The organism is Agromyces flavus, assembly GCF_900104685.1.
In the GTDB taxonomy this organism is placed as follows: Bacteria; Actinomycetota; Actinomycetes; order Actinomycetales; family Microbacteriaceae; genus Agromyces; species Agromyces flavus.
Window position 1 is genome coordinate 1,518,592 of sequence record NZ_LT629755.1, and the last position, 25,249, is coordinate 1,543,840.

Here is a 25,249-nt window from a genome sequence, read left to right on the forward strand (position 1 = left end):
TCATGTCAGCTCGAGTACGCACTGTTCTCGTGCACGTAGTCGTGCGTGAGGTCATTCGTCCAGATCGTGGCGGAAGCCTCACCCGCATGCAGCTCGATGCGCACGTGCGTGGCCCGCGGTGCGAGGTCGACCTCGTCGCGCGGCCGATCGGGCCGGCCGGCGTGGCAGACGCGCACGCCGTTCATCGTCACGTCGACGAGGTAGGGGTCGAACGCCGCCCGCGTGGTGCCGATCGCCGCGAGGACGCGGCCCCAGTTCGGGTCGTTGCCGAAGATCGCGGCCTTGAACAGGTTGTTTCTAGCGACCGAGCGCCCGACCTCGACCGCGTCACCCTCGGTCGCCGCGCCGCGCACCTCGATCGCGATGTCGTGGCTCGCGCCCTCGGCGTCGCCCTGCAGCTGGAGGGCGAGATCGCGGCACGCGGTGGTGAGCGCCTCGACGAAGGTCGCGGCATCCGGTGTCACGCCCGATGCCCCCGACGCGAGCAGGGTGACCTGGTCGTTGGTCGACATGCAGCCGTCGGAATCGAGCCGGTCGAACGTCACGCGCGTCGCCTCGCGGAGCGCGGCGTCGAGGTCTGCCGAGGGCAGGTCGGCGTCGGTGGTGAGCACGACGAGCATCGTGGCGAGACCGGGTGCGAGCATGCCCGCACCCTTGGCCATGCCGCCGATGCGCCATCCGTCGACCACGACCTGCGTCGTCTTCGGTCGCGAGTCGGTGGTCATGATCGCGCGGGCCGCGTCGGCCCCGGCCGCCTCGTCGCTCGCGAGGCGATTCGCCGCCGACAGGACGCCCTCTTCGAGCACCTCGCCGTCGAGCTGGTCGCCGATGAGCCCAGTCGAGCACACGAGCACGTCGCCGGCAGAGACGTGCAGGGCGGATGCCGCGGCCTCGGCCGTGCGGTGCGTGACCTGGAAGCCCTCGGGACCCGTGAAGCAGTTCGCGCCGCCCGAGTTCAGCACGACGGCGGAGACGACGCCGTCCTCGACGGCCTGCTGCGACCACAGGATCGGGTTGGCCTTCGCGCGATTGGAGGTGAAGACCGCGGCTCCGGCCTGGCGCGGTCCGCGGTTGACGACGAGGGCCAGGTCGAGTGCGCCAGTGCGCTTGATTCCGGCCGCGATGCCGGCGGCCTCGAACCCCGCCGGGGACGTGACGCTCACGGCGCGACCCCGTTCACGGGCAGGCCCGTCGCCTCGGCGAGGCCGAGCGCGATGTTCGCCGACTGGATCGCCGCGCCCGCGGTGCCCTTGACGAGGTTGTCGACGGCCGCGACGACCACGACCCGTCCGGCGGCCTCGTCGACCGCGAGCCCGAGCAGCGCGGTGTTCGCACCGAGGACGTCGGCCGTGCGCGGGAACTGCCCGTCGGGCAGGAGCTGCACGAACTGCTCCCCCGCATAGGCGTCCTCCCACGCGGCGCGGACCGTCGCGGCATCCGTGCCGGGCACGATACGCGCGGTGGAGGTCGCCAGGATGCCACGCGACATGGGAACGATCGTCGGCGTGAACGAGATCGTCGGCTCCGCCGCACCGGCCCAGCGCAGGGCCTGCTGGATCTCGGGGATGTGGCGATGCGTGCCGCCCACGGCATACGGGTTCGCCGACCCGAGGATCTCGGACCCGAGCAGGTGCGCCTTGAGCGCACGGCCCGCGCCCGATGGGCCCACCGCGAGCACGGAGACGATGTCCCGGTCTTCGATGACGCCGGCGCGGATGCCCGGGGCGAGCGACAGCGCGACGGTCGACGCGTTGCATCCCGGCGCGGCGATGCGTCGGGTCTTCGCCAGTCGCGTGCGCTGCGTGCCCGACATCCTCGGCAGCTCGGGGACGCCGTACTCCCACGTGCCGTGGAAGTCGCCGCCGTAGAAGTCGGCCCAGTCCTGCTCGGACTCGAGCCGGTGGTCGGCACCGCAGTCGATGACGAGCGTGTCGTCGCCCAGCTCGGCGGCGATCGCCCCGGACGCCCCGTGCGGCAGCGCGAGGAACACCACGTCGTGGCCGGCGAGCGTCTCGGTCGAGGTCTCCTTCAGCGTGAGGTGCGTGTATCCACGGAGGTGCGGCTGCACCGCGCTCAACGGCTGGCCGGCGTTCGCGTGCGCCGTGACGGTGCGCACCTCGAACTCGGGATGGTCGGCGAGCAGGCGCAGCAACTCGCCCCCGGCATAGCCGGACGCGCCGGACACGGCGACGGTGAACGTCATGGATTCCACCTTATGGGCTGATCGGTCGAGTGAGTCGGCTCCGGCGACGCCCAGGACGCAGGCTCAGGCCGTCGCGGGAGTCGCCGGGATTCGGCGCTCGCCACGACGTCGGCGCACCACGACGACACGCGAGACGCGTGCGATTCGGGGCTGCCGGGCGGTGGACATGCAAGCGACCCTATCGAGCCGTGGACTCGGTCGCAAAACCGGGACGGAGGCGGCTCAGCTCACGTCATCGCCGCGCGTGCGCACCCAGGCTCGATCGACGAGATCCTCGAGCACGTGCCGGTCGACGGTGTCGAGCCGTCCGATCCAGAGGCATCCGGCGCCGATCTTGACCTTGCCCAGTCGGTCGATGAGCTCCTCGGCGCCCGGCGTCTGCAAGCCGTACAGCGAGATCGACGCCTTCCGCGGTGAGAACCCGACGACGGGCCAGTCGCCCTCGCGGCCGCTGGCGTACCGGTAGTGGTGGAGGCCGTAGCCCACGATCGACGGACCCCACATGACGGCGTCGGTGTCGGTGACGCGGTCGAACAGCTCGCGGAGTTCGAACCCGTCGGCGCGGCGCCCCGCGGGCTCCACGGCGGCGAGGAAGTCGGACACCGATTCGCCCGTCGGCACGGTCTTCGCTTCGGCCATGCCTCACGCTACCGCCGCCGGACCGACGACGTCACCCCTGGTGCACCTAGTCGCGGATGGCCGCACCCGTGCGCTCGGCGGCCAGCGCGGCCCCCGCGAGCTTCGCCTCACTGGCCTCGGCCGCGGTGAGCGTGCGGTCGGCCGCACGGAAGCGCAGCGCGAACGTCAGGCTCTTCGCGCCCTCGGGCAGGCCCGGCCCGCGGTAGTCGTCGACGAGACGGAGGTCCTCGAGCAGTTCGCCCGCGCCCTCGCGCACCGCCTCGGCGACGCGCGCCGCCGGCACGTCGGCGCCGACCACGAGCGAGAGGTCCTGCGTCGCAGCCGGAAGCGTGCCGATCGGACGCGCCTCGACGGACGGGTCGGTCAGGGCCAGGATCGCGTCGAGATCGACCTCGGCGACGGCGACGACGCGCGGCAGGTCGGCCTCGGCGGTGAGCCGCGGGTGCAGTTCGCCGGCGTAGCCGACGACCTGCCCGGCGACGCGGACCTCCGCGGTCCGGCCCGGGTGCAGCGCCTGGTGCGTACCCTGCGCGAACTCGACCCCGGCGCCGGCGGCGTGGGCGATTCGACGCACGGCGTCGAGCGCGTCGGCGATTCCGGCCGCCTCCGCCACGCGGCCCGGCTGCTTCGGGCTGAGGTCGCCCGTGAGCAGGACGCCCACGTGACGCGGCTGCCGGGGAATCCCCGCGTTCAGCGCATCGAGGATCGCCTCGGACGGGCGCTCCCATCCGATCGGCAGCTCCGCGGTGCCGTAGGCGCGGTCGCGCTCGGGCAGGAAGACGAGTCCGAGCTCGAACACGTCGAGGTCGGTGAGGCCGCGGGACAGGTTGCGCCGAGCGATCCCGACCAGGCCCGGTAGCAGCGAGCGACGCAGGAAGGGCGCGGAGGCGTCGAGCGCGTTCGCGAGCTTCACGCTCGAGACCGGCGACCCGTCGGCCGAGCCGTAGACGGCGTTGTCGTCATCGGTGACGAACGGGAAGGCGAGCACCTCGGTCGCTCCAGCCGCCGCGAGCGCATCGGCCACGCCCCGTCGCACGCGCTGCGAGCGTGTGAGGCCGCGTCCGGGCGGCGCGACCGGAAGGACCGACGGAATGCGGTCGTAGCCGAGCAGGCGCGCAACCTCTTCCGCGAGGTCGGCTTTGGCCGTGAGGTCGGGACGCCACGTCGGCGGCACCACCTCGAGGCCGCCATCGACGCGGGTCACGCGCCCGCCGACCTCGGCAAGGGCGTCGTGCACCTCGTCGGTGGTGTACTCGACGCCGATGAGCTCGGTCACGTAGCCGTCGGGCAGCAGGATGGCCTCGCGCTCGGGCGCCTCGTGGATGAGTGAGCCGCCGGGCTCGGCGGTACCGCCGGCGAGGTCGACGAGCAGTTGGGCGACACGTGTGGCCGCCGCGCCGGCGATGGAGGGATCGACGCCACGTTCGAAGCGCTTGGACGCCTCGCTCGGCAGCTTGTGACGGCGAGCGGTGCGCGCGATCGACACGGGATCGAAGTTCGCGGCCTCGATCAGCACGTTGCGCGTGGCGTCGCCGATCTCGGTCTCGGCGCCGCCCATGACGCCCGCGAGGCCGATCGCCCCGCGGTCGTCGGTGATGAGCAGGTCCTCGGGGTCGAGCGTGCGGACCTTGCCGTCGAGGGTCTCGAGCGTTTCGCCGGGCTGCGCGCGGCGCACGACGATGCCGCCCTGCAGCGCGTCGAGGTCGTAGCCGTGGATCGGCTGCCCGAGCTCGAGCATGACGTAGTTCGTGATGTCGACGGGCAACGAGAGCGAGCGGATGCCGGCGAGCTTGAGTCGCGCGATCATCCACGCCGGCGTGGGCCGGCTGGGGTCGATGTCGCGCACGATGCGCGTCGCGAAGACGCTCGCGCCGACGCGCCCGCGGATGGGCGCCGAATCGTGGACGCGCACGGGGAACGCGCTGTCGGCGCCATCCTCGGCTGGCACCGTCGCGGCCTCGACCTGGCCCGCCGGGTCGCGGAACACAGCCCCGGTCGCGTGTGCGTACTCGCGCGCGACGCCCCGGATCGAGAACGCGTAGCCGCGGTCGGGCGTGACGTTGATCTCGACCGCCGCGTCGTCGAGCCCGAGCAGCGCGATGGCATCGGTGCCGACCGGTGCGTCGATGCCGAGTGTCGAGAGGCGCAGGATTCCGTCGTGGTCCTCGCCGAGTCCGAGCTCGCGCGCCGACGCGATCATGCCGTCGGAGACGTGCCCGTAGGTCTTCCGGGCGGCGATCGGGAACGGCCCGGGCAGCACCGAGCCCGGGAGCGTCACGACGACCTTGTCGCCCACGAGGAAGTTGCGCGCACCGCACACGATGCCGTGCACCGCCTCACCGCCGTCGGCCGCGGTCTCGCCCTCGGGCGCGACGCGCACCTGGCACCAGCGGATGGTCTTGCCGTTGGACTGCGGTTCCTCGACGAACTCGAGCACCTCGCCCACGACGATCGGGCCCTCGAGGTCGAACGTGTGCACGTCCTCCTCCTCGAGCCCGACGCGCACGAGCGCGGCGTGCACGTCTTCGAGCGACGTGCCCGGGGGCAGGTCGACGTACTCGGCGAGCCAGCTGAGCGGCACTCGCATCGTTAGACCACCATTCCGAACTGCTGTGAGAAGCGGATGTCGCCCTCGGCCATGTCGCGCATGTCCTGGACGTCGTTGCGGAGCATGAGGCCTCGTTCGATGCCCATGCCGAACGCGAAGCCCGTGTACTCCTCGGGGTCGATGCCCGCGGCGCCGAGCACGTTGGGGTGCACCATCCCGCAGCCGCCCCACTCGATCCAGCGCGCACCGCCCTTGAAGGTCGGGTGCCAGAAGTCGAGCTCGGCACTCGGCTCGGTGAACGGGAAGAAGCTCGGGCGCAGCCGCACCTTGGCGTCCTCGCCGAAGATCGACTTCACGAAGTGATCGAGCGTGCCCCGCAGATGCGCCATCGTCAGGCCCTTGTCGACCGCGAGGCCCTCGAACTGCATGAAGACGGGCAGGTGCGTGGCGTCGAACTCGTCGGTGCGGTACACGCGGCCCGGTGCGAGCACGTAGATCGGCACCTCGCGGTCGAGCATCGACCGCACCTGCACGGGGCTGGTGTGGGTCCGCAGCACGAGGTGCGCCTCGGGCGGGTCGACGAAGAAGGTGTCCTGCATCGCGCGCGCCGGGTGGTCGGCGTCGAAGTTCAGCGCGTCGAAGTTGAACCACTCGCTCTCGACCTCGGGGCCTTCGGCGATCTCCCACCCCATGCCGGTGAAGACGTCGCACACCCTGTCTTGCAGCAGGGTGAGCGGATGGCGCGCGCCGGGGGCGAAGCGCGAGGGCAGCGCCGTGACGTCCACCGCCTCGGCGGCGAGCTGCGCCTCGGCTTCGGCCGCGACGATCTCGGCCTCGCGCGCGGCGAACGCCTGGTTCACGCGCCCGCGGGCCGAGCCGACGAGCTTGCCGAGGGCGGCCTTCTGGTCGTTCGGTACGTTGCGCAGCGACGCGTTCAGTCGCGCGAGGGTCGACTTCTCGCCCGTGTGCTCGGCGCGCACGGCCTTCAGGGCCGCGGAGTCGCCCGCCGCGGCGATCGCCGCGAGGGCCGCCTCGACGGCGGCCTCGACGGCCGGTTCGGTGATCTGGAGGGGCTCGGACACGAAGAACGAGTCTAGTGGGCGAGCCGCGCCATCCCGATGCTCAGGCGGCGCCGCCGCCCTGACCCACCTGCTGCGACTCGGCGATCACCCGCGCCCTGAGCAGGGCCTGGTCCTCGTCCTCGGGGCTCGGCGGCTTCATGCCGGTGCGGCGCGCCGTGCGCTTGGCGACCCATCTCGCGAACCACGACAGCGACAGGTTCATCGCGAGGTACAGCACGAGCGTGACGACGAAGAACGAGAACAGGTAGTAGTTGCCGTAGAAGCTCGCGAGCTGGTTCATGTTGACGCGCAGGAGCTCGACGTAGCCGACGATGTAGCCCAGGGAGGTGTCCTTCAGGAGCACGACGAGCTGGGCGATGATGATCGGCAGCATCTGCCGGAACGCCTGCGGGAACTCGATGAGCATCTTGGACTGCATGTTCCGCATGCCGAGGCTGAGGCCGGCCTCGCGCTGGCCCTTCGGCAGGGCCGCGAGTCCGGCGCGGAGCGCCTCGCCGATCAGCACGCCGTTGTAGAGCGAGAGTGCGGCGACGACGGCCCAGAAGGACCCGGTGTTCAGCACGAGCAGGATGAACAGCATCATCAGCAGCACCGGCATGCCGCGGATGAACTCGAGTACCACCGCCGTCGGGATGCGGATCCATGGGTTGTGCGCGCTGCGAAGCAGCGAGAAGACGATGCCGAGGATGAGCGCGAAGACCGCGGCGGTCAGGGCGGCGCGAAGCGTGCCCCAGACCCCGGCGACGAAGATATAGCGCCACACGGTCGGGTCGGCGAAGATGTCCCACCGCGACGGGTCGAAGTAGCCCGGCAAGTCCCCGCGGGGCGCATTCAGCGTGAGGAAGATCCACAACAGGCCGCCCGCGATGGCGAGGCCGCCGATGACGGATGCGATCAGGGAATTTCGGCGGGCCACGGGGCCCGGCGCGTCGAAGAGGACGCTCGATCCGGTCATCGCTGCACCACCCAACGTCGTTCGAGGCGCGCCGCGAGCAGGCCCAGCGGCACCGTGATGATCAGGTAGAAGGTCGCGACGCCGAGGAGGATCGGGATCACCGCGTCGCCGTTCGCATTCGAGAGGGTGCGGCCGACCGCGAACAGCTCGACCACGAAGAACCCGCCCGCGACCGACGTGTTCTTCGTCAGGGCGATGAACACGTTGATGAGCGGCGGGATGGTCATCCGGAACGCCTGGGGCAGCACGATGAGGCCGACGGTCTGGGAGAAGCCGAAGCCGACGCTCCGCGCCGCCTCGGCTTGGCCGACGGGCACGCCGTTCACGCCCGATCGCAACGCCTCGGCCACGAACGGGGACGTGTACACGGACAGGCCGATCATGGCCGCCACCGAGTAGTCCAGTCGCGAGCCGAGCTGCGGGAGCACGAACGCGCAGAAGAACAGAACGAGCGTGAGCGGCGTGTTGCGCACGAGCTCGGTGTAGACCGTCGCGAACCACCGAAGTGACGCCACCGGTGAGATGCGCATCGCGGCGATCAGCGTGCCGATCACGAGCGCCGCGATCCCCGAGACCACCAGGAGCAGCAGCGTCATGCCGAAGCCCCGGAAGAAGATCGGGAGGTTTTCGATGACCGCGTCCACCTCGGTCCTTCCTGTCCAGTCGGGTCGGTCGACGACCCGGTGGATCCGGGCGCCGTCGCGGGCGCCCGGACCCCGTGTCGATCAGTACCGGTCGACGGCCGGCGGCTCGCGGAACTCGAGCACCTTGCCGGCAGTGGCGTCCCACGCCTCCTCGTACGTGCCGTCCTCGTACGACTCCTCGAGCACGTCGTTGATGAAGTCGCGGAAGTCGTCATCGCCCTTCTTGAGGCCGATGCCGTACGGTTCCTGCGTGAACGGCTCGCCGACGAGCTTGAACTCACCGGGGTTCTGGTCGATCAGTCCCGCCAGGATGACGTTGTCGGTCGACACTGCGACGGCCTGGCCGCTGCGCAGCGGCTCGAGGCAGTTGCTGTAGGTGTCGGTCTCGATGACCTGCGCGCCGAGCTCGGCGAGGTTGGCGGCCGGAGTCGAGCCCGTGACCGAGCAGACCGGCTGGCCGACGAGGTCCTCCTCGCTCTCGATCGTGTCGTTGTCCTCGAGCACGAGGATCGACTGACCTGCCTCGAAGTACGGGCCGGCGAAGTCGACGACCTCCTTGCGCTTGTCGTTGATCGTGTACGTCGCGACGACGAGGTCGACCTGGCCGTTCTCGATGAACGGCTCGCGGTTCGCGGACACCGTCTCGACCCACTCGATGTCCTCGGGCGCGATGCCGAGCTTGCCGGCGATGATCTTGCCGATCTCGACGTCGAAGCCGACGGGCACGCCGTCGGGGCCCACGAGGCCGAACAGCGGCTGGTCGAACTTCGTGCCGATGGTGATGGAACCCTCGTCGGCGAGGGCGGCCATGGTCGTGCCCTCGTCGAACTCGGGCGTCTCCTCGACGCTCGGCTCAGCCTCGTCGCCTCCGCCGGGCGTGCCGGCGTCAGCGGCGCACCCGCTGAACAGGAGCGCGGTCGCGGCGGCTGCGGCCACCAGTGCGATTCTGCTGCGTCTCATCTCTCGTGCCTCATCTCTCGTGAATCGTTCGGGTGCTCCGCGGCTCGTGGCCCCGGAGGTCTAGTGCTCGAGGATCTTGGACAGGAAGTCCTTGGCTCGGTCGGACTCGGGGTGGTCGAAGAACTGCGCCGGAGTCGCCTCTTCGACGATGCGGCCGTCGGCCATGAACAGCACGCGGTCGGCCGCCTTGCGCGCGAAGCCCATCTCGTGGGTGACGACGATCATCGTCATGCCCTGCTCGGCAAGGCCGACCATGACGTCGAGGACCTCGTTGATCATCTCGGGGTCGAGCGCGCTCGTGGGCTCGTCCATGAGGATGAGCTTCGGGTTCATCGCGAGCGAGCGCGCGATCGCCACGCGCTGCTGCTGGCCGCCGGAGAGCTGCGCGGGCATCTTCTTGGCCTGGTTCGCCACGCCGACGCGCTCGAGGAGCTCCATGGCCTTGGCCTCGGCATCCTTGCGCGACATCCGCTTCACCCTGATCGGTGCCAGCGTCACGTTCTCGAGCACGGTCTTGTGAGCGAACAGGTTGAACGACTGGAAGACCATGCCGACGTCGGCACGGAGCTTCGCGAGCCCGGCGCCCTCTTCGGGGAGCTTCTCGCCGTCGATCGTGATCGTGCCCGAGTCGATGGTCTCGAGGCGGTTGATCGCGCGGCACAGCGTGGACTTGCCAGACCCGGAGGGCCCGATCACGACGACGACCTCGCCGCGGTTGACCACGGTGTTGATGTCGTTGAGGACGTGGAGATCGCCGAAGTGCTTGTCGACGTGGTCGACGATCACGAGCGGTTCGCCGCGACGGACCGAGATGTTCGACGTTGCTGGAGCGGTGTCGGCCGGTGGCATACCCCCCAAACTAGGGCTCGGAGGCATGCGTCGGCCACCGCCCATGCGGGGGGTTTACCGATTCGTGACTTCAGTCGCGCTGCGCGAACGCGCTCTCGTAGAGGCAGACGGATGCCGCGGTCGCCAGGTTCATGGACTCGGCGTGCCCGTAGATCGGCACGGTGACGACCCGGTCGACGAGCGCCAGCTGGTCGTCGGGCAGGCCACGTGCCTCGTTGCCGAACACCCAGGCCGTCGGACGCGCGAGCACGCCGTCGCGGCGCGCTTCGAGGAGGTCTTCGCCCTTGACGTCGGCGGCGAGCACCGTCAGCCCGGCCTCGCGAGCGCGCGCCAGCACGTCCTCGAGCTCGGCGCCGACCGCGACCGGAAGGTGGAAGATCGAGCCCGTCGACGACCGCACCACCTTGGGGTTGTAGAGGTCGACCGCCCGGCCGGTGAAGACGACCGCGTCGGCGCCCGCGGCATCGGCGGCGCGGACGATGGTGCCGGCGTTGCCGGGGTCGCGCACCTCCTCGAGGATGGCGACGAGGCGCGGCTTCGCGGCGAAGACGTCCTTCACGGCCGTGGGGAACTGGTGGCAGACCGCGACGAAACCCTGCGGCGTGACCGTGTCGGCCATCGCCTGCAGCACCTCTTCGGAGACGTACTCGACATCGACGCCGGCGTCGATGGCGGTGTCGCCGATGTCGCTGTAGCGCTCGAGCGCGGTCGGTGTCGCGTAGAGCTCGACGACGAGTTGGGGCCGGAAGGTCAGCGCCTCAGCGACCGCCTGCGGGCCCTCGAGCAGGAACATGCCCGTCTCGACCCGCGCGGGCTTCTTCGCGAGCTTCGCGACGGCCCGTACGCGCGGCGACCTCGGGTTCTCGAGCATGTGTCAAGTGTATTGACGAGATGCGGAACGGCCCGGCACCCGCGCGGGGTGCCGGGCCGTTCGTCGGCACGAATCAGACGGACTAGGCCGCGTTCTTCGGAGCGTTGACGTCGCTCGGGAGCGCCTGTTTGGCGGCCTCGACGAGGCCGGCGAAGGCGGCCGGCTCGTTCACGGCGAGCTCGGCGAGGATGCGACGGTCGACCTCGATGCCCGCGAGGCCGAGGCCCTGGATGAGGCGGTTGTACGTGATGCCGTTCTGACGCGCGGCGGCGTTGATCCGCTGGATCCAGAGGCGACGGAAGTCGCCCTTCTTCTTGCGGCGGTCGTTGTAGGAGTAGACCAGCGAGTGGGTGACCTGCTCCTTCGCCTTACGATAGAGGCGCGAACGCTGGCCGCGGTAGCCCTCGGCGCGCTCGAGGATGACCCGACGCTTCTTGTGCGCATTGACTGCGCGCTTGACTCTTGCCATGACTCTGTATCTTCCTTACCGGGTCTCGTCGCTCAGCGACCGAGCAGCTTCTTGATGACCTTGGTGTCGGGCGCCGAGGCGACCTTGTCCTGGTTCAGGCGGCGGGTGCGCACCGAGGACTTGCCCTCGAGGTTGTGGCGCATACCGGCCTGCTGCTTCTTGATCTTGCCGCTGCCGGTGACCTTGAAGCGCTTCTTGGACCCGGAGTGGGTCTTCTGCTTCGGCATCTCTCGTGTATCTCCTTGGTTCTGCCGCCACCGGGGTGGCGGACGGGGGTGCTGGCCTTACGCCTCGGTGGCCTCGGCCGTCTCCGGCGAGTCGCCCTCGGCATCGGCCGCCGGGCGCTGCTTCGCCGCAGCACGCTGTGCATTCGCCTCGGCCTTGGCCTCGGACTTGTTCTTCAGGGGAGCGATGACCATGACCATGTTGCGGCCGTCGATCGTGGGGTTGTGCTCGACCGTGCCGTACTCCGCCACGTCTTCAGCGAAGCGCTGCAGCAGGCGCACGCCCATCTCGGGACGCGACTGCTCGCGACCCCGGAACAGGATCATGGCCTTGACCTTGTCGCCCGACTTCAGGAAGCCGACGGCGCGCTTCATCTTGGTCTCGTAGTCGTGCTTGTCGATCTTGAGGCGGAAGCGAACCTCTTTCAGGATCGTGTTCGCCTGGTTGCGCCGGGCTTCCTTCGCCTTCTGCGCAGCCTCGTACTTGTACTTGCCGTAGTCCATGATCTTGACGACCGGCGGACGGGAGTTCGGCGCGACCTCGACGAGATCGAGGTCGGCCTCCTGCGCGAGCCGCAGTGCCACCTCGATCTTCACGACGCCGACCTGCTCTCCGCCTGGGCCCACGAGGCGGACCTCGGGGACGCGGATACGGTCATTGGTACGCGGATCGCTGATGCGTGTCTCCTCTACTCGAACTGTGTTCTCAGCTCATCGGGAGACGGATGCCGCCCGACGACGAGAGCGGAAAATCCACGCGATGACGCCCCGCGGAATTCTCACCGCGGGCTCATGCGGCACCCTTGCTACTCCCCCGCCGGAGCGGGGAAGCGGAGTGCGAACGACCCGGTAACCTTGATGAAGCGGTATGCGCGGGTGGGAGTCTCTCCACTTTCGTACCGGGGACTGGCCCCGGAGCCCGCAGTAGTCTAGCAGAGGAATCCCCCGGTGAGCGACACATCGCCCGAGCCCACGCGTGCGCCCGAGCACGCCGACCACACCGCCACCGGCGAGGCCGAGCGGGCCGTCGCCGATGCGACGCGCGACATCGCCGAGGTGCCCGCCGTCGAGGTGATCACGACCGCCGCCGTGCACCTCATGAGCGCGGCCGCGGTCAAGGTCGGCCTCGCCGACGATCCCGAGGCGCAGACCGACCTCGACGAGGCGCGCAAGCTCATCAACGCCCTCGCCGGACTCATCACGGCCGGCGCGCCCGAGATCAGCGACATGCACGCGCGCTCGCTTCGCGACGGCCTCCGCTCGCTCCAACTCGCGTTCCGCGAGGCCTCGGTCATCCCCGACGAGCTCGGCAAGGGCCCGGGCGAGAAGTGGACCGGGCCCGTTTCATAGCACCGGCGACTCACGGCTGGCAGTGCGGGCACCAGTAGGTGTCGCGCAGTTCGACGTCGTTCCGGCCGAGGCGCGTGTGGAGGATCCGCGTGCCGCACCGGCGGCAGGGCTCGCCCGCCCGCCCGTAGACCCAGAGCCGCCGCCCCGGCCGGGTGTCGCCGGTCGTGGTGCGCTCGAAGCGGTCGCGGTTGGCATGGATGACGCGCCGAGCGAGGTCGACGGTCGCCGGGAGGTCGACCTCGCCGATGGGACGGTCGGGCCGGATGCCGCGCAGGAAGCACACCTCGTTGACGAGCACGTTGCCGAGACCCGCGAGGTTCCGCTGGTCGCCGAGCGCCACGACCGCGGCCGTGTCGCCGGCGGCCGAGAGCCGCCGCACCGCCTCGCCGGGGTCCCAGTCGGGTCCGAGCAGGTCGGGCCCGAGGTAGCCGAGCCGCTCACCCTCCTCGGCTGCCGGGAAGACCTCGACGAGTCCGAGATCGAAGCCGATCGCCGTGGCATCCGCGGTCTCGATGATCGCGCGGGCGCGGTACGCGGGTCGCGGCCACTTCTGGCCCGGGCGCAGCACACGCCACTCCCCCTCCATTTTCAGATGGGTGTGCAGCACGACGTCGCCGATGCGCATGAGCAGGTGCTTGCCGCGGCTGCCCACCGAGTGGACGGTCTCGCCCGCGAGATCGACGGTCGCGAAGGCGGGCACGCGCAGGTCGCTGCGAGTCACGGCACGGCCCGCGAGCGCGGCATCGAGCCGTTTCGCGGCGTGGAAGACCGTGTCGCCCTCGGGCATCGGGTCACGTCCTCGCGTCGAAGCGGAGGCCCTGCGGCGTCTCGCGGAAACCCGCCGCGCGCAGCGGCAGCTCGAGCACCGAGCCGTAGACCCCGCCGCCGTTCACCGACTCGACCCGGAACCTCGCGCCACGCGCCCGCGCGAGCGACTCGGCGAGCGCCGTCGCCCCCGCCGCGAGCGCCTCGTCGTCGTCGGTGAAGACGAGCGCGGTGCGACCGCCGCGCTCGAGGTAGAACACCGCCTCACCGTCGACGATCGCCACGAGGGCGCCGGCCTTGCGGGCCGGACGGTGACCGAGCTCGGCCGTCGGCTCGGGCCACTCGAGCGCCCCGCCGAACGGGTTCGCCGGGTCGGTCGCGGCGAGCGCGACCGCTCCGCCCGCCGGCGCCTGTCGAAGGCGGTCGACGGCGGCGCTGGTGCCGAACTGCGCACCGCCCTGCCCGTCGATGAAGTAGCCACGCCGTACGCGACCCGTCTCCTCGAACCCCGCAAGCGTGCGGTAGGCGAGCGCGAATCCGCCCAGGATGTCCTCGGCGACCACGGATCCACGCGTCACGACGCCGTACCGCTCGAGCAGGGTCTCGCCGAGGGCGTGTGCCCGCGGGGTCGCCGCGTCGCTCGGGACGGGGAGGATGGACCAGCGTCCGGCGGCGCGCGGCGGTACCGCGCGGGTCGCGCGTGCACCGTCGGCGGTCACCGAAGCGGCCAGCGCGCGTCGCGACAGCGACCGGCCGCGCAGTCGTGCTCGCGGAGTGGCCGCCTTGGTCTTGTGCGCACCGCCGCCGAGGAGCAGCCCGCGGACGGGGGCGAACGTGTCGTTGGTCACGAGGCCCGCCCAGGCGAGCCGCCAGAGCGCCTCGAGGACGGGTGCGTCATCGGTCGCGCCGACGGCATCGACGAGCTGCCGGAAGAAGTAGGCGCCCCCACCGCCGAGCGCGGTGAGCAGCTCGGTCTCCATCGCATCGAGCGGCTGGTCGACTGGCGCCGGCATCGTGAGCTTCGCGGTGTCGGCCAGGTGGAGGCTGACCCAGCCGTCGTCGCCGGAGAGGGATCCCTGCCCGACCCACACCACCTCGCCGCTCGCGGTGAGCTCGTCGAGCAGGTCGGGCCGGTAGTCGCCGACCCGGGCCGGGAGCACGAACGATTCCCACGCGGAGGCCGGGATGCGGACGCCCTCGAGCTGCTCGATGACGGCGGCCACGCCGTCGACCCCGCGAAGTCGGCCGCCGACGTGCTGCCAATCGGGCAGGAACCGTGCGAACTCGCGCGGTGCGACGGGTTCGACCTCCTCGCGGAGCGCGGCGAGCGAACGACGCCGCAACCGACGGAGCACCTCGGGGTCGCACCACTCGGCACCCGATCCGTGCGGCAGGAACGCGCCTTCGACGAGCCGTCGCTCGCCCGCGAGCCGGCCGAGGGCGCCGTGCGCGACCGCGACGCCGATGCCGAAGCGCTCGGCGACGGCGTGCGTCGTGAACGGGCCGTGGGTGCGCGCGTAGCGGCCCACGAGGTCGCCGAGCGGATCGCGCACCGCCTCGCCGAACGCCTCGGGAAGTCCGGGCGGGACCGGCACGCCGAGCGCGTCGCGCAGCCGGCTCACGTCCTCGACGGCGACGATCCATTCGGACGCCGCGAACCGCACGCGTGCGGCGCGCCGGGCGGCGACCAGCGCGTCGACCGCGGCCGCGGGATCGGTCTGCTCGTCGACGCGCTCGCCCACCTCGGCCAGGGTGAGCGGACCGAGTTCGCGCAGCAGGTCGGCCACGCCCTCGTCGCCCTTCGCGCGCCGATCGGGATGGGTTCGCTGCAGCATCCGCTCGGTCTCGTCGACGATGCCGGGATCGAGGAGCTCTCGCAGCTCGACGGTGCCGAGAAGCTCCGCCAGAAGTCCCGGATCGAGCGAGAGGGCCGCCGCACGACGCTCGGCGAGCGGTGCGTCGCCTTCGTACATGAACGCGCCGACGTAGCCGAAGAGCAGGCTCGCGGCGAAGGGGCTCGCCGTCTCGGTCGTGACGTCGACGAATCGCACGCGCCGCGCGCGGATGCGCTCGGCGATGGCCGTCAGGGCGGGCAGGTCGTAGACGTCCTGCAGGCACTCGCGGACGGCCTCGAGCACGATGGGGAAGTCGGGGAAGTCGCGCGCGACCTCGAGCAACTGGGACGCCTTCTGCCGCTGCTGCCAGAGCGGGGACCGCTTGCCGGGGTTCTGCCGCGGCAGCAGCAGCGCTCGCGCCGCGCATTCGCGGAACCGCGAGGCGAACAGCGCCGAATCGCCCACGCGCTCGGTGGCGAGCTGGGCGAGCTCGGCCGGGTCGAACTCGAACAGCTCGCTCCCGGGCGGCTCGTCGGCCGTGTCGGGCAGGCGCAGCACGATGCCGTCGTCGCTCGCGACCGCGTGGGATTCGATGCCGAAGCGCTCCTGCACGCGCGCGTCGACGGCCAGTGCCCACGGCGCGTGCACGCGCATGCCGTAGGGCGAGTGCAGGACGATGCGCCAGTCGCCGAGCTCGTCGCGGAAGCGCTCGACCACGAGGTTCACCGCGTCGGGCACGATTCGCGTGGCGTCGCGCTGGTCGGCGATGAAGCGCACGAGGTTCGCGCCCGCGCGCTCGTCGAGCCCGGCCGCCTCGCAGCGCTCGAGGGCGGCGGACGGCTCGGCGCCCGCCAGTTCGCCGATGAACCCGCCGATCGCCTCGCCGAGCTCGGCCGGCCGGCCGATGCCGTCGCCCTTCCAGAACGGGAGTCGCCCGGGTTCGCCGACCGCCGGGGAGACGAGGACCCGGTCGTGCGTGATCTCCTGGATGCGCCAGCTCGTGGCGCCGAGCGCGAAGACGTCGCCCACGCGCGACTCGTACACCATCTCTTCGTCGAGCTCGCCCACACGACGACCGGGACCTGCCTCGCCGATCATGAAGACGCCGAACAGACCGCGATCGGGGATGGTGCCGCCGCTCGTCACCGCGAGCCGTTGCGCACCGCGGCGGCCCGTGATGGTGCCGGCGTCGCGGTCCCAGACCAGACGCGGGCGCAGCTCGCCGAACCGGTCGGATGGATAGCGCCCGGCGAGCAGGTCGAGGGTCGCATCGAACGCCGAGCGCGGCAGCGTGTGGAACGGCGCCGCGCGGCGGACCACGTCGAACCAGTGCTCGACGTCCCACTCGTCGATCGCCGCCGCCGCGACGGTCTGCTGCGCGAGCACGTCGAGCGGGTTGGTGGGGATGCGCATCGGCTCGATGCCGCCTGCGATCATGCGCTCGGCGACGACGGCCGAGTGCAGCAGGTCGGCCCGGTGCTTCGGGAAGAGCACGCCCTTCGAGACCTCGCCCACCTGGTGGCCCGCGCGGCCGATGCGCTGCAGGCCGCTCGCGACCGACGGCGGCGATTCGACCTGCATGACGAGGTCGACCGCGCCCATGTCGATACCGAGCTCGAGGCTCGAGGTGGCGACGACGCACTTCAGCCGACCGGCCTTGAGGTCGGCCTCGACGAGCGCACGTTCCTCCTTGCTCACGGAACCGTGGTGCGACCGCGCGATGATCGGTTCGGCGCCGGCGGTGATGCCCGAGGCGCCGGCCAGCTCGGCGGGCGGGCGGCGGACCGCGAGGGGCGGGGATCCGGCCGCGCTCGCGGCCGCGTTCGCCGGACGCCGTGCGACCGCATCGACCGCGGCTGCGGCGACGAGTTCGGCGCCATCGCCATCGCCGCCACCGTCGTCGGGGGCGGTGCGCTCGGCCCACAGCTCGTTGAGTCGGGCCGTGAGCCGCTCGGCGAGCCGGCGCGAGTTCGCGAACACGATGGTCGACTGGTGCGCGAGCACCTCGTCGAGGATCGCCTCCTCGACGTGCGGCCAGACGGAGCCGCCCGGCTCGCCCGAGAGATCGGCCAGGTCGTCGACGGGCACCGTGACGGTGAGGTCGAACCTCTTGCCGGACGGCGGCGCGACGATCGTCACCGGGCGCGTGCCCGACAGGAACCGCGCGACCTCTTCGTGGGGACGCACGGTCGCCGAGAGCCCGATGCGCTGCACCGGCGTCGCGGTCAACTCGTCGAGGCGCTCGAGCGAGAGCGCGAGGTGGGCGCCGCGCTTCGTGCCCGCGAGCGCGTGGATCTCGTCGACGATCACGGTCTCGACGCCGGCCAGGGTCTCGCGCGCCTGCGACGTGAGCATGAGGAACAGCGACTCGGGCGTCGTGATGAGGATGTCGGGCGGGCGCTTGACCAGCGCACGCCGATCGGTGGACGACGTGTCGCCGGACCGCACGCCGACCGTGACCTCGGGGACCTCGACGCCGAGCGCCGCCGCCGTGCGTCCGATGCCCACGAGGGGCGCGCGGAGGTTGCGCTCGACGTCGACGCCGAGCGCCTTGAGCGGCGAGAGGTAGACCACGCGCGTGGCCCGCGGGGTCGTCGCCTCGACGACCTCGCCGGTTGCCGCGTCGACGATCGGCGTCGGACCGTGGTGCAGCCGGTCGATGGCCGACAGGAACGCGGCGAGCGTCTTGCCCGAGCCGGTCGGGGCGACCACGAGCGCGTGGTCGCCCTGCGAGATCGCGCGCCATGCCGCATCCTGCACGGGTGTGGGGTCGCGGAACGACTCGGTGAACCACGCCCGCGTCGCGGGCGCGAACGAATCGAGCGCCCCGGTCATCCTCCCATCCAAGCGGATGCCACCGACATCGTCACCGGGTTGCGCCATCCCTCGACCGGCCGGCCCGCGGGCGTCACGCCCCGCCCGCGCGCACCGCGGCGAGTGCGCGATCGACCGCGGCGACGGTGCGGCGCGCCTGCGCGGCATCCGTGCCCCAGTTGCTCACCGAGAAGCGGACGACGGCGCGATCGTGCCAGCGCGAGGTCATCGCCAGCACCTCGCCGTCGGCCCAGAGGCGCGCGCTGAGCGCCTCGGTCGCGGCGTCGTCCTCGAGTGCGAGGCACACCTGCGTGAACACCACGTCGTTCAGCACCTCGACGCCGGGAAGCGCTCCGACCCCTTCGGCGATGAGCCGCGCCGCGTCCGCGAGGCGTTCGATGAGGTCGGCGACGCCCTGCCGCCCCAGGTGCCGCAGGACGGCCCACGTGGGGACGCCGCGTGCCCGACGGGAGAGCTCGAGCACCTTGTCGTGCGGGTCGGCCACGACGCCGTCGGCTTGGAGGTAGCTCGCGTGCATGCTCAGGGCACCGGCCACCGCGTTCACGTCGCGCACGATCGCGATGCCGCAGTCGTACGGAACGCTCAACGTCTTGTGCGCGTCGGTCGACCAGGAGTCGGCCTGCTCGAGGCCCGTCGCCAGATGCCGGAGTCGCGGCGAGGCGGCGGCCCACAGGCCGAATGCGCCGTCCACGTGCACCCACGCACCCGACTCGTGGGCGACCTGGGTGGCCGAGCCGAGGTCGTCGAACGCTCCCGAGTGGATGTTCCCGGCCTGGAGCAGCACGATCGCGGGCCCCTCGCCTGCCGCGAGTTCGGCGCGCAATGCATCGACGCGGATGCGTCCCTGGTCGTCGCTCGGCACGATCGTCGGCTCCCCGAGGCCGAGGTACCGGCCGGCGAGGTCGACGGTGCCGTGCCGCTCCTCGCCGACGATGAACCGCACCCTCGGCCCGCCGGCCAGCCCCTGCCGCGCGCTGTCCCAGCCGGCGCGTCGGAGCACCTCCTCGCGCGCCGCGGCGAGGCTCGCGGTCTGCGCGGTCGTCGCCCCGGTCGTGAACCCCACGCTGCTGCCCGCCGGCAGGCCCAGCAGGTCGAGGACCCAGTCCCCGGCAATCTCCTCGGCGGCGATCACGCCCGGCGTGACCGACCGCAGCACCGTGTTCTGGTCCCACGTCGAGACGAGCCAGTCCGCGGCGAGCGCCACAGGCTGCGTCCCGCCGATGACCCAGCCGTAGAACCGCGGCGACCCCATCGCCATGAGCCCGGGCTCGATGCGCTCGGTCAGTCGTTCGATCACGGCATCCGCCGGCTCGCCGCGTTCGGGCAGGTCGCGGCCGAGCGCGTCCAGCATCTCGTCGATCGTCGCGCGCGGCGGGATCGGACGCTCGGGCAGGGCCGCGAGCCAGGCGTCGGCGTGGCGCCGCGCGAGGTCGAGCAGACCCGGATCATGGGGTCGGAGGGAGGGAGCCGGTTCGGCCTCGTCGGATCGCTCGAGCATGTTCCACCTGCATTCCGCGCGCCCTCGCGCATCCCGATCCTGTGCTCGCGGAGCCGGGCGCGTCAACGGCGGCCCGTTCAGGCGGTGTCGGCGACGAGTCGCACGACGAGCGAGTCCACCCCCGTCGCGATCGCGTCCTCCTCGGACCAGCGGCGCGCGAGCCGGGCCGTGGTGGCGTCGAGCTCGCCGCGTGTCAGTCCTGCGACGAGCCGGAGGCGCACGACGAGCTCGGGTCCGGCAAGGCTGGCGTCGGGGTCGCCCGCCTCGAGGTCGACGCCGAGCACCGCGAGCTCGCCTGCGACCGATCGCTCGAACGCGTCGCGCACGGCGTCGGACTCGTACGGCGGGCGCCACGCGAGCTGTTGCGCGACCGCCCAGACCGCAGGGCGCCGCAGCACGAACTCGGTCTCCGACGCCGGGTCGAAGACCACGAGCTCGGTGCCGTCGTCGGCCGCCGCGAGCGCGACGCGGACGCCGTCGGCGGGTACGGGGCGCGCCTCCGGGTTCCACCGGGACATGGCCTCGACGGACCCGAAGACCGGGAGCACGCGACGACCGTCGGGCCCCTCGACCGTCACGTTCGAGAGCTCCTGGCTCTTGTCGACGGCGTGGCCGTGCGCGCCGATCTCCGTGCCGCCGTCGCCGAGCTCGGCGAGCAGCGGGATCAGCAGGCGCGACCGACCGAAGGCGGCCACGACGTCGGCCTGTCCCCCGTCGCCGGAGCGGAACCGGGCGAGCGCCGCACCCAGTTCAGCCGGCATGCGGCCGTCGTCGGCGGCGTGCGGGTTGGCCTGGAAGGACCGACCCGCCCACGGGCGGCCGGCGGAGTCGGCGGCGGGGTCAGTGGGATGCGACATCCAGCGCCTCGGGCAGCGTGAACGCGCCCGCGTAGAGGGCCTTGCCGATGATGGCACCCTCGAGGCCCTGCGGGACGAGCTCGCGCAGTGCGGCGATGTCGTCGAGATTCGAGACACCGCCCGACGCGATGACCGGCCGGTGGGTGCGATCCATGATCTGGCGGAGCAGGTCGAGGTTGGGCCCCTGCAGCGTGCCGTCCTTCGTGACGTCGGTCACGACGTAGCGCGCGGCGCCGGCCTCCTCGAGCCGGTCCATGACCTGCCAGAGGTCGCCGCCGTCCTTGGTCCAGCCGCGCGCGGCGAGCGTGGTGCCGCGGACGTCGAGTCCGATGGCGATGGCCTCGCCGTACTGGGCGATGACCGAGGCGGCCCACTCGGGATTCTCGAGCGCGGCGGTGCCGAGGTTGATGCGCTTGGCGCCGATGTCGAGCGCGTGCTCGAGCGAGGCGTCGTCGCGGATGCCGCCCGAGAGCTCGACGTTGACGCCGCGCACCTGGCGGATGACCTTCTTGAGCACGCCCGCGTTCGAGCCGCGCCCGAATGCCGCATCGAGGTCGACGAGGTGGATCCACTCGGCGCCCTGGTCGGCCCAGTCGCTCGCCGCGTCGACGGGGTCGCCGTAGCTCGTCTCGGTGCCGGCCTCGCCCTGCGTCAGGCGGACGGCCTTGCCGCCGGCGACGTCGACCGCGGGAAGCAGCACCAGGCGGGGGGTCTTGCTGAACTCACTCATCACTGTCCTCGAATCGGATGCCGCGACCGCGGCTTCGGCACAGTCACAGCATCCTAGTCCGCACCGTGCCGGTCGTGACGAACCGGAGGTCCTCGGGCGTCACCCGAGCGAGCGGATCCAGTTCGACAGCAGGCGGATGCCGGCCTCCGCCGACTTCTCGGGGTGGAACTGCGTGGCCGAGAGGGGGCCGTTCTCGACGGCGGCCAGGAAGCGTCCGCCGTGCTCGGCCCACGTGAGCGCGGGCTGCGGGAACGGCGGCATCACGTCGAGCTGCCACTCCTGCGCCGCGTACGAGTGGACGAAGTAGAACCGCTCGTCCTCGATGCCCTCGAACAGCACGGAGCCCGGGTCAGGATCGACGGTGTTCCATCCCATGTGCGGGAGCACGTCGCTCGGGAGCTCGCGGACCGTGCCCGGCCATTCGCCGAGCCCCTCGGTGTCGACGCCGCGCTCGACGCCGCGCTCGAACATCACCTGCATCCCGACGCAGATGCCCAGCACGGGCCGGCCTCCCGCGAGTCGCCGGTCGATGAGCTCGTCGCCGCGGACGGAGCGCAGCTGGTCCATCACGGCCTTGAACGCGCCGACACCGGGCACCACGAGGCCGTCGGCCTCCATCGCGACACGGCGATCGGCCGTCAGCTCGACCTCGGCCCCCGCGCGCTCGACCGCCTTCGCAGCAGAGTGCACGTTGCCCGATCCGTAGTCGAGCACGGCCACGCGGCGCACCGCGGTCACAAGGCGCCCTTCGTCGACGGGATGCCGGTGACGAGCGGGTCGTACGCCTTGGCCTGGCGGAACGCGCGCGCGAACGCCTTGAACTCGGCCTCGGCGATGTGGTGCGGGTCGCGACCGCCGAGCACGTTGACGTGCACCGTCAGCCCCGCGTTGTACGTGATGGCCTCGAACACGTGGCGCACCATCGATCCGGTGAAGTGCCCGCCGATGAGGTGGAACTCGAACCCCGCAGGCTCGCCGCCGTGCACCAGGTACGGCCGTCCCGAGATGTCGACGACGGCCTGCGCGAGCGCCTCGTCGAGCGGCACGAGCGCGTCGCCGTAGCGCGAGATGCCGCGCTTGTCGCCGAGCGCCTCGCGGATGGCCCGGCCCAGCGCGATGCCGACGTCTTCCACCGTGTGGTGCACGTCGATCTCGATGTCGCCCTTCGCGCGGACGGTCAGGTCGGTCAGCGAGTGCTTCGCGAAGGCCGTGAGGAGGTGGTCGTAGAACGGCACGCTCGTCTCGATATCGCTCGTGCCCGTGCCGTCGAGGTCGATCGACAGGTCGATGCTCGACTCGCTGGTCTCGCGCTGCACGCGCGCCGTGCGCGCGGGGCGATCGGTGGTCATGCGGTCATCCTATTCGGGCGGTTCGGCGGGATCCTGGGCGCGTCAGGCGCCGGCGGCGGTGCGCGCGGGCGCGAACGCCGCCATCGCCTCGAGGAACGCAGTGGTCTCGGCCTCGGTGCCCGCGGTGACTCGGAGGCATCCGGGCAATCCGATCTCGCGGATCAGGATGCCGCGCTCGAGCAGCGCCTCGAAGACGGCGTGCGGGTCATCGACGCCCCCGAAGAGCACGAAGTTCGCGCCGCTCCGGTACGGGCGGTATCCGAGCGCGGCGAGCTCGCGCACGATGCGCTCGCGCTGCGAGCGGATCTCGTCGACCATCGCGAGCATCTCGTCGGCGTGGGCGAGGGCGCCGAGCGCGGCCGCCTGCGTCAGCGCCGACAGGTGGTACGGCAGGCGGACGAGGCGCAGCGCGTCGATCACGGCCGGGTCGGCGGCGAGGTAGCCGACCCGTGCCCCGGCGAACGCGAAGGCCTTGCTCATGGTGCGCGAGACGAGCAGGCGCGGGCGGCCCTCGAGCAGCGTCAGCGCGCTCGGCGTGCCCGGGTCGGCGAACTCGAAGTACGCCTCGTCGACGACCACCACGCCGCGCGCCGCATCGGCGACCGCGGCGATCGTGTCGAGCGACAGCGGGGTGCCCGTGGGGTTGTTGGGGGCGCAGAGCAGCACGACGTCGGGGTCGTGCCGCTCGACGGCGGCCACGGCCGTCCCGGGGGCCAGTTCGAAGTCGGCGTCGCGCTCGGCGGTGACCCATTCCGTGCCCGTGCCGCCCGAGAGCAGACCGTACATGGAGTAGGTCGGCGCGAACCCGAGCGCGCGGCGGCCGGGGCCGCCGAACGCCTGCAGGATGTGCTGGAGCACCTCGTTGGAGCCGTTCGCCGCCCACAGCTGCTCGGGGACGAGCCCGTGTCCGAGGTAGCCGGCCAGCGCGGTGCGGAGCTGCGTGAACTCCCGATCGGGATAGCGGTTGAGGCCGATGATCGCGGCCGCGACACGCGCGACGATGTCGTGTGCGACGTCCTCGGGGATCGGATGCGTGTTCTCGTTGACGTTCAGCGCCACGGGCACCACCTTCTGGGGCGCACCGTACGGGGACTTGCCCCGGAGGTCGTCACGGAGGGGCAGATCGTCGAGACTCGTCACCGATCAATGCTATCCGCGGCCGGCCGCACGTTTCGGCCGGCGTCGACCACGGATGCCGCTACTCGACGACGGGCAGGGCGAGCCGCTGCCCCGGCTGCACGACCGCGTCGCGCAGGCCGTTCAGCCGCATGATCTCGTGGATCACCTCGCGCGGGTCGGCGGTCGGCGCGATCGATTCGGCGATGCCCCAGAGCGTGTCGCCGGCGCCGACCACCATGGTGTCGAGCACCGCCACCCGGCCGTCGTCGATGCCGGCCATCGCTCCCCCGGAGGCGAGCGAGCCGATGAGCACGCCGACGATGATCGGCAGCGCCGCGAGCGCCGTGAACACGACACGGCCGCGGCGCGTGAGCCGCAGCCGGGTGCGCTGCGGCTCCGGCCGAGCGGGCCCGGGCGCGGGCGGGCTCGCGAGGGTGGGCCGCGTCAACGGGGTCGCCATCAGCACTGCACTCATTCCGCACCTCCTCGGTGAGCCCGCATCCGGTCCTCGGCCGGGAGGACCGGATGCGAAGCTGTGTTCCGAATATATCTTCGAACGTTCGCACCTGCAAGGACCGGAAGTGGGAGATTCCGGCGCCGATTCCGCGACACACTCGAACGGATGTTTGTCGTGCGCGTGCGAGGCGGATACAGTTTCGAATGTCCGAGGACAGTCGAACATCGACCACCGACATCACGATCAGGCCGACGGCGGCCGCGACGAGAGGCGACACCGTGAGCATCGACATCGATCAGGCACGCGGAGCCGGCGGCCGGTCCCGTCGACGCAAGACGCTCAGCCCGAAGCAGCTGTCGATCCTCGAGGTGATCCGCCGATCGGTCTCCGAACGCGGCTATCCGCCGAGCATGCGCGAGATCGGCGACGCCGTCGGGCTCTCCTCGCTCTCGAGCGTCACGCACCAGCTGAACCAGCTCGAGCTCGCGGGCTACCTGCGGCGCGACCCCAACCGCCCGCGCGCGCTCGAGGTGCTCATCGACGTCCCGGGCAGCGAGCCCCGCACGTCGACCGCCGAGCCGGCGCCGGTCGGCGACGCCGCGATGGTCCCGCTCGTCGGCCGCATCGCGGCGGGCGTCCCGATCACCGCCGAGCAGCAGATCGAGGAGGTCTTCCCGCTCCCCCGCCAGCTGGTCGGCAAGGGCGAGCTCTTCATCCTCAAGGTCGTGGGCGACTCGATGATCGACGCCGCGATCTGCGACGGCGACTGGGTCGTGGTGCGATCCCAGCCGACCGCCGAGAACGGCGAGATCGTCGCGGCCATGCTCGACGGCGAGGCCACGGTCAAGGTCTTCCGCCAGCGCGACGGCCACACCTGGCTGCTCCCCCGGAACACCGCGTTCGAGCCCATCCTCGGCGATGAGGCCGAGGTGCTCGGCAAGGTCGTCGCGGTGCTCCGCACCGTCTGACGCGCGGGGGCACGTCGGCGGGTACGACAGGGGCGGATGCCG

General features: G+C 71.6%; 24 protein-coding genes. 2 read left to right on the forward strand and 22 right to left on the reverse strand.

Annotated features, from left to right (window positions below; genetic code table 11):
• Nucleotides 1–5: 5 nt before the first annotated feature.
• The 13 genes from argJ to infC form a co-directional block, all read right to left on the reverse strand.
• On the reverse strand, nucleotides 6–1,163 hold the full coding sequence (gene argJ / locus BLT99_RS07200) for a bifunctional glutamate N-acetyltransferase/amino-acid acetyltransferase ArgJ (protein ID WP_092670516.1): 1,158 nt from the start codon (nucleotides 1,161–1,163) through the stop codon (nucleotides 6–8).
• Entirely contained in the window at nucleotides 1,160–2,203 is a 1,044-nt protein-coding gene (argC, locus tag BLT99_RS07205; RefSeq protein WP_092670518.1) for an N-acetyl-gamma-glutamyl-phosphate reductase, read from the reverse strand. Before argC ends, argJ begins: the two co-directional genes overlap by 4 nt.
• Nucleotides 2,204–2,425: 222 nt before the next feature.
• Complete coding sequence (locus tag BLT99_RS07210) at nucleotides 2,426–2,842, reverse strand: DUF1801 domain-containing protein (RefSeq protein WP_092670520.1); 417 nt, start codon at nucleotides 2,840–2,842, stop codon at nucleotides 2,426–2,428.
• Between the two features lie 46 nt (nucleotides 2,843–2,888).
• Nucleotides 2,889–5,429 carry a phenylalanine--tRNA ligase subunit beta gene (gene pheT / locus BLT99_RS07215; protein ID WP_092670522.1) on the reverse strand — a complete coding sequence of 847 codons (2,541 nt, stop codon included), beginning with the start codon at nucleotides 5,427–5,429 and terminating at the stop codon, nucleotides 2,889–2,891.
• A 2-nt stretch (nucleotides 5,430–5,431) separates the two neighbouring features.
• Nucleotides 5,432–6,472, reverse strand: coding sequence for a phenylalanine--tRNA ligase subunit alpha (pheS, locus tag BLT99_RS07220; protein WP_092670524.1), 1,041 nt, complete (start codon nucleotides 6,470–6,472; stop codon nucleotides 5,432–5,434).
• A 40-nt stretch (nucleotides 6,473–6,512) separates the two neighbouring features.
• Complete coding sequence (locus BLT99_RS07225) at nucleotides 6,513–7,427, reverse strand: amino acid ABC transporter permease (protein ID WP_092670526.1); 915 nt, start codon at nucleotides 7,425–7,427, stop codon at nucleotides 6,513–6,515.
• On the reverse strand, nucleotides 7,424–8,071 hold the full coding sequence (locus BLT99_RS07230; protein ID WP_092670528.1) for an amino acid ABC transporter permease: 648 nt from the start codon (nucleotides 8,069–8,071) through the stop codon (nucleotides 7,424–7,426). Before BLT99_RS07230 ends, BLT99_RS07225 begins: the two co-directional genes overlap by 4 nt.
• A gap of 81 nt (nucleotides 8,072–8,152) precedes the next feature.
• Entirely contained in the window at nucleotides 8,153–9,031 is an 879-nt protein-coding gene (locus BLT99_RS07235; protein ID WP_092670530.1) for a glutamate ABC transporter substrate-binding protein, read from the reverse strand.
• Between the two features lie 60 nt (nucleotides 9,032–9,091).
• The gene (locus BLT99_RS07240) at nucleotides 9,092–9,880 is read right to left on the reverse strand and encodes an amino acid ABC transporter ATP-binding protein (protein WP_092670532.1); all 789 of its coding nucleotides are present in this window, start codon (nucleotides 9,878–9,880) and stop codon (nucleotides 9,092–9,094) included.
• A 70-nt stretch (nucleotides 9,881–9,950) separates the two neighbouring features.
• Nucleotides 9,951–10,751, reverse strand: coding sequence for a TrmH family RNA methyltransferase (locus BLT99_RS07245; RefSeq protein WP_092670534.1), 801 nt, complete (start codon nucleotides 10,749–10,751; stop codon nucleotides 9,951–9,953).
• 82 nt (nucleotides 10,752–10,833) lie between these two features.
• Nucleotides 10,834–11,220 (reverse strand): 50S ribosomal protein L20, encoded by a 387-nt coding sequence (gene rplT, locus BLT99_RS07250; RefSeq protein ID WP_092670536.1) that lies wholly within the window; start codon nucleotides 11,218–11,220, stop codon nucleotides 10,834–10,836.
• A gap of 32 nt (nucleotides 11,221–11,252) precedes the next feature.
• Nucleotides 11,253–11,447, reverse strand: coding sequence for a 50S ribosomal protein L35 (gene rpmI, locus BLT99_RS07255; RefSeq protein ID WP_067949205.1), 195 nt, complete (start codon nucleotides 11,445–11,447; stop codon nucleotides 11,253–11,255).
• 57 nt (nucleotides 11,448–11,504) lie between these two features.
• Entirely contained in the window at nucleotides 11,505–12,122 is a 618-nt protein-coding gene (gene infC, locus BLT99_RS07260) for a translation initiation factor IF-3 (protein WP_092670538.1), read from the reverse strand.
• A 270-nt stretch (nucleotides 12,123–12,392) separates the two neighbouring features.
• On the opposite strand from infC, the gene BLT99_RS07265 reads away from it, so the two are divergent.
• Nucleotides 12,393–12,794 carry a DUF1844 domain-containing protein gene (locus BLT99_RS07265; protein WP_092670540.1) on the forward strand — a complete coding sequence of 134 codons (402 nt, stop codon included), beginning with the start codon at nucleotides 12,393–12,395 and terminating at the stop codon, nucleotides 12,792–12,794.
• Between the two features lie 10 nt (nucleotides 12,795–12,804).
• Here the strand turns inward: BLT99_RS07265 and BLT99_RS07270 are convergent, their stop codons facing one another.
• The 9 genes from BLT99_RS07270 to BLT99_RS07310 form a co-directional block, all read right to left on the reverse strand.
• On the reverse strand, nucleotides 12,805–13,581 hold the full coding sequence (locus BLT99_RS07270; RefSeq protein WP_092670542.1) for a DNA-formamidopyrimidine glycosylase family protein: 777 nt from the start codon (nucleotides 13,579–13,581) through the stop codon (nucleotides 12,805–12,807).
• A gap of 4 nt (nucleotides 13,582–13,585) precedes the next feature.
• Nucleotides 13,586–18,229, reverse strand: coding sequence for an ATP-dependent helicase (locus BLT99_RS07275; RefSeq protein ID WP_092670544.1), 4,644 nt, complete (start codon nucleotides 18,227–18,229; stop codon nucleotides 13,586–13,588).
• A gap of 73 nt (nucleotides 18,230–18,302) precedes the next feature.
• The gene (locus BLT99_RS07280) at nucleotides 18,303–19,727 is read right to left on the reverse strand and encodes a pyridoxal phosphate-dependent decarboxylase family protein (protein ID WP_092670546.1); all 1,425 of its coding nucleotides are present in this window, start codon (nucleotides 19,725–19,727) and stop codon (nucleotides 18,303–18,305) included.
• A gap of 77 nt (nucleotides 19,728–19,804) precedes the next feature.
• On the reverse strand, nucleotides 19,805–20,584 hold the full coding sequence (locus tag BLT99_RS07285; protein WP_092670548.1) for an SseB family protein: 780 nt from the start codon (nucleotides 20,582–20,584) through the stop codon (nucleotides 19,805–19,807).
• Nucleotides 20,568–21,314: a bifunctional 1-(5-phosphoribosyl)-5-((5-phosphoribosylamino)methylideneamino)imidazole-4-carboxamide isomerase/phosphoribosylanthranilate isomerase PriA gene (gene priA / locus BLT99_RS07290; RefSeq protein ID WP_092670550.1), complete on the reverse strand. Its 747-nt coding sequence runs from the start codon at nucleotides 21,312–21,314 to the stop codon at nucleotides 20,568–20,570. The genes BLT99_RS07285 and priA overlap by 17 nt, the downstream gene beginning before the upstream one ends.
• Before the next feature lie 99 nt (nucleotides 21,315–21,413).
• The gene (gene hisH / locus BLT99_RS07295) at nucleotides 21,414–22,052 is read right to left on the reverse strand and encodes an imidazole glycerol phosphate synthase subunit HisH (RefSeq protein ID WP_092670552.1); all 639 of its coding nucleotides are present in this window, start codon (nucleotides 22,050–22,052) and stop codon (nucleotides 21,414–21,416) included.
• Nucleotides 22,049–22,663 carry an imidazoleglycerol-phosphate dehydratase HisB gene (gene hisB, locus BLT99_RS07300; RefSeq protein WP_092670554.1) on the reverse strand — a complete coding sequence of 205 codons (615 nt, stop codon included), beginning with the start codon at nucleotides 22,661–22,663 and terminating at the stop codon, nucleotides 22,049–22,051. Before hisB ends, hisH begins: the two co-directional genes overlap by 4 nt.
• 42 nt (nucleotides 22,664–22,705) lie before the next feature.
• Complete coding sequence (locus BLT99_RS07305) at nucleotides 22,706–23,803, reverse strand: histidinol-phosphate transaminase (RefSeq protein WP_092670556.1); 1,098 nt, start codon at nucleotides 23,801–23,803, stop codon at nucleotides 22,706–22,708.
• Between the two features lie 58 nt (nucleotides 23,804–23,861).
• On the reverse strand, nucleotides 23,862–24,257 hold the full coding sequence (locus BLT99_RS07310; RefSeq protein WP_229724880.1) for a LysM peptidoglycan-binding domain-containing protein: 396 nt from the start codon (nucleotides 24,255–24,257) through the stop codon (nucleotides 23,862–23,864).
• 260 nt (nucleotides 24,258–24,517) lie between these two features.
• Here BLT99_RS07310 and lexA point away from each other — a divergent pair, with 260 nt between their 5' ends.
• Nucleotides 24,518–25,207, forward strand: a complete 690-nt coding sequence (lexA, locus tag BLT99_RS07315; RefSeq protein WP_371874286.1) for a transcriptional repressor LexA — start codon at nucleotides 24,518–24,520, stop codon at nucleotides 25,205–25,207.
• Nucleotides 25,208–25,249 lie beyond the last annotated feature (42 nt).

Bases quoted from the DNA above. Each gene is read 5' to 3' on its own strand.
- argC (WP_092670518.1), bottom strand. From the start codon at position 2,203: ATGACGTTCACCGTCGCCGTGTCCGGCGCGTCCGGCTATGCCGGGGGC.
- BLT99_RS07210 (WP_092670520.1), bottom strand. From the start codon at position 2,842: ATGGCCGAAGCGAAGACCGTGCCGACGGGCGAATCGGTGTCCGACTTC.
- pheT (WP_092670522.1), bottom strand. From the start codon at position 5,429: ATGCGAGTGCCGCTCAGCTGGCTCGCCGAGTACGTCGACCTGCCCCCG.
- BLT99_RS07225 (WP_092670526.1), bottom strand. From the start codon at position 7,427: ATGACCGGATCGAGCGTCCTCTTCGACGCGCCGGGCCCCGTGGCCCGC.
- BLT99_RS07235 (WP_092670530.1), bottom strand. From the start codon at position 9,031: ATGAGACGCAGCAGAATCGCACTGGTGGCCGCAGCCGCCGCGACCGCG.
- BLT99_RS07240 (WP_092670532.1), bottom strand. From the start codon at position 9,880: ATGCCACCGGCCGACACCGCTCCAGCAACGTCGAACATCTCGGTCCGT.
- BLT99_RS07245 (WP_092670534.1), bottom strand. From the start codon at position 10,751: ATGCTCGAGAACCCGAGGTCGCCGCGCGTACGGGCCGTCGCGAAGCTC.
- rplT (WP_092670536.1), bottom strand. From the start codon at position 11,220: ATGGCAAGAGTCAAGCGCGCAGTCAATGCGCACAAGAAGCGTCGGGTC.
- rpmI (WP_067949205.1), bottom strand. From the start codon at position 11,447: ATGCCGAAGCAGAAGACCCACTCCGGGTCCAAGAAGCGCTTCAAGGTC.
- BLT99_RS07270 (WP_092670542.1), bottom strand. From the start codon at position 13,581: ATGCCCGAGGGCGACACGGTCTTCCACGCCGCGAAACGGCTCGATGCC.
- BLT99_RS07275 (WP_092670544.1), bottom strand. From the start codon at position 18,229: ATGACCGGGGCGCTCGATTCGTTCGCGCCCGCGACGCGGGCGTGGTTC.
- BLT99_RS07280 (WP_092670546.1), bottom strand. From the start codon at position 19,727: ATGCTCGAGCGATCCGACGAGGCCGAACCGGCTCCCTCCCTCCGACCC.
- BLT99_RS07285 (WP_092670548.1), bottom strand. From the start codon at position 20,584: ATGTCGCATCCCACTGACCCCGCCGCCGACTCCGCCGGCCGCCCGTGG.
- priA (WP_092670550.1), bottom strand. From the start codon at position 21,314: ATGAGTGAGTTCAGCAAGACCCCCCGCCTGGTGCTGCTTCCCGCGGTC.
- hisB (WP_092670554.1), bottom strand. From the start codon at position 22,663: ATGACCACCGATCGCCCCGCGCGCACGGCGCGCGTGCAGCGCGAGACC.
- BLT99_RS07310 (WP_229724880.1), bottom strand. From the start codon at position 24,257: ATGAGTGCAGTGCTGATGGCGACCCCGTTGACGCGGCCCACCCTCGCG.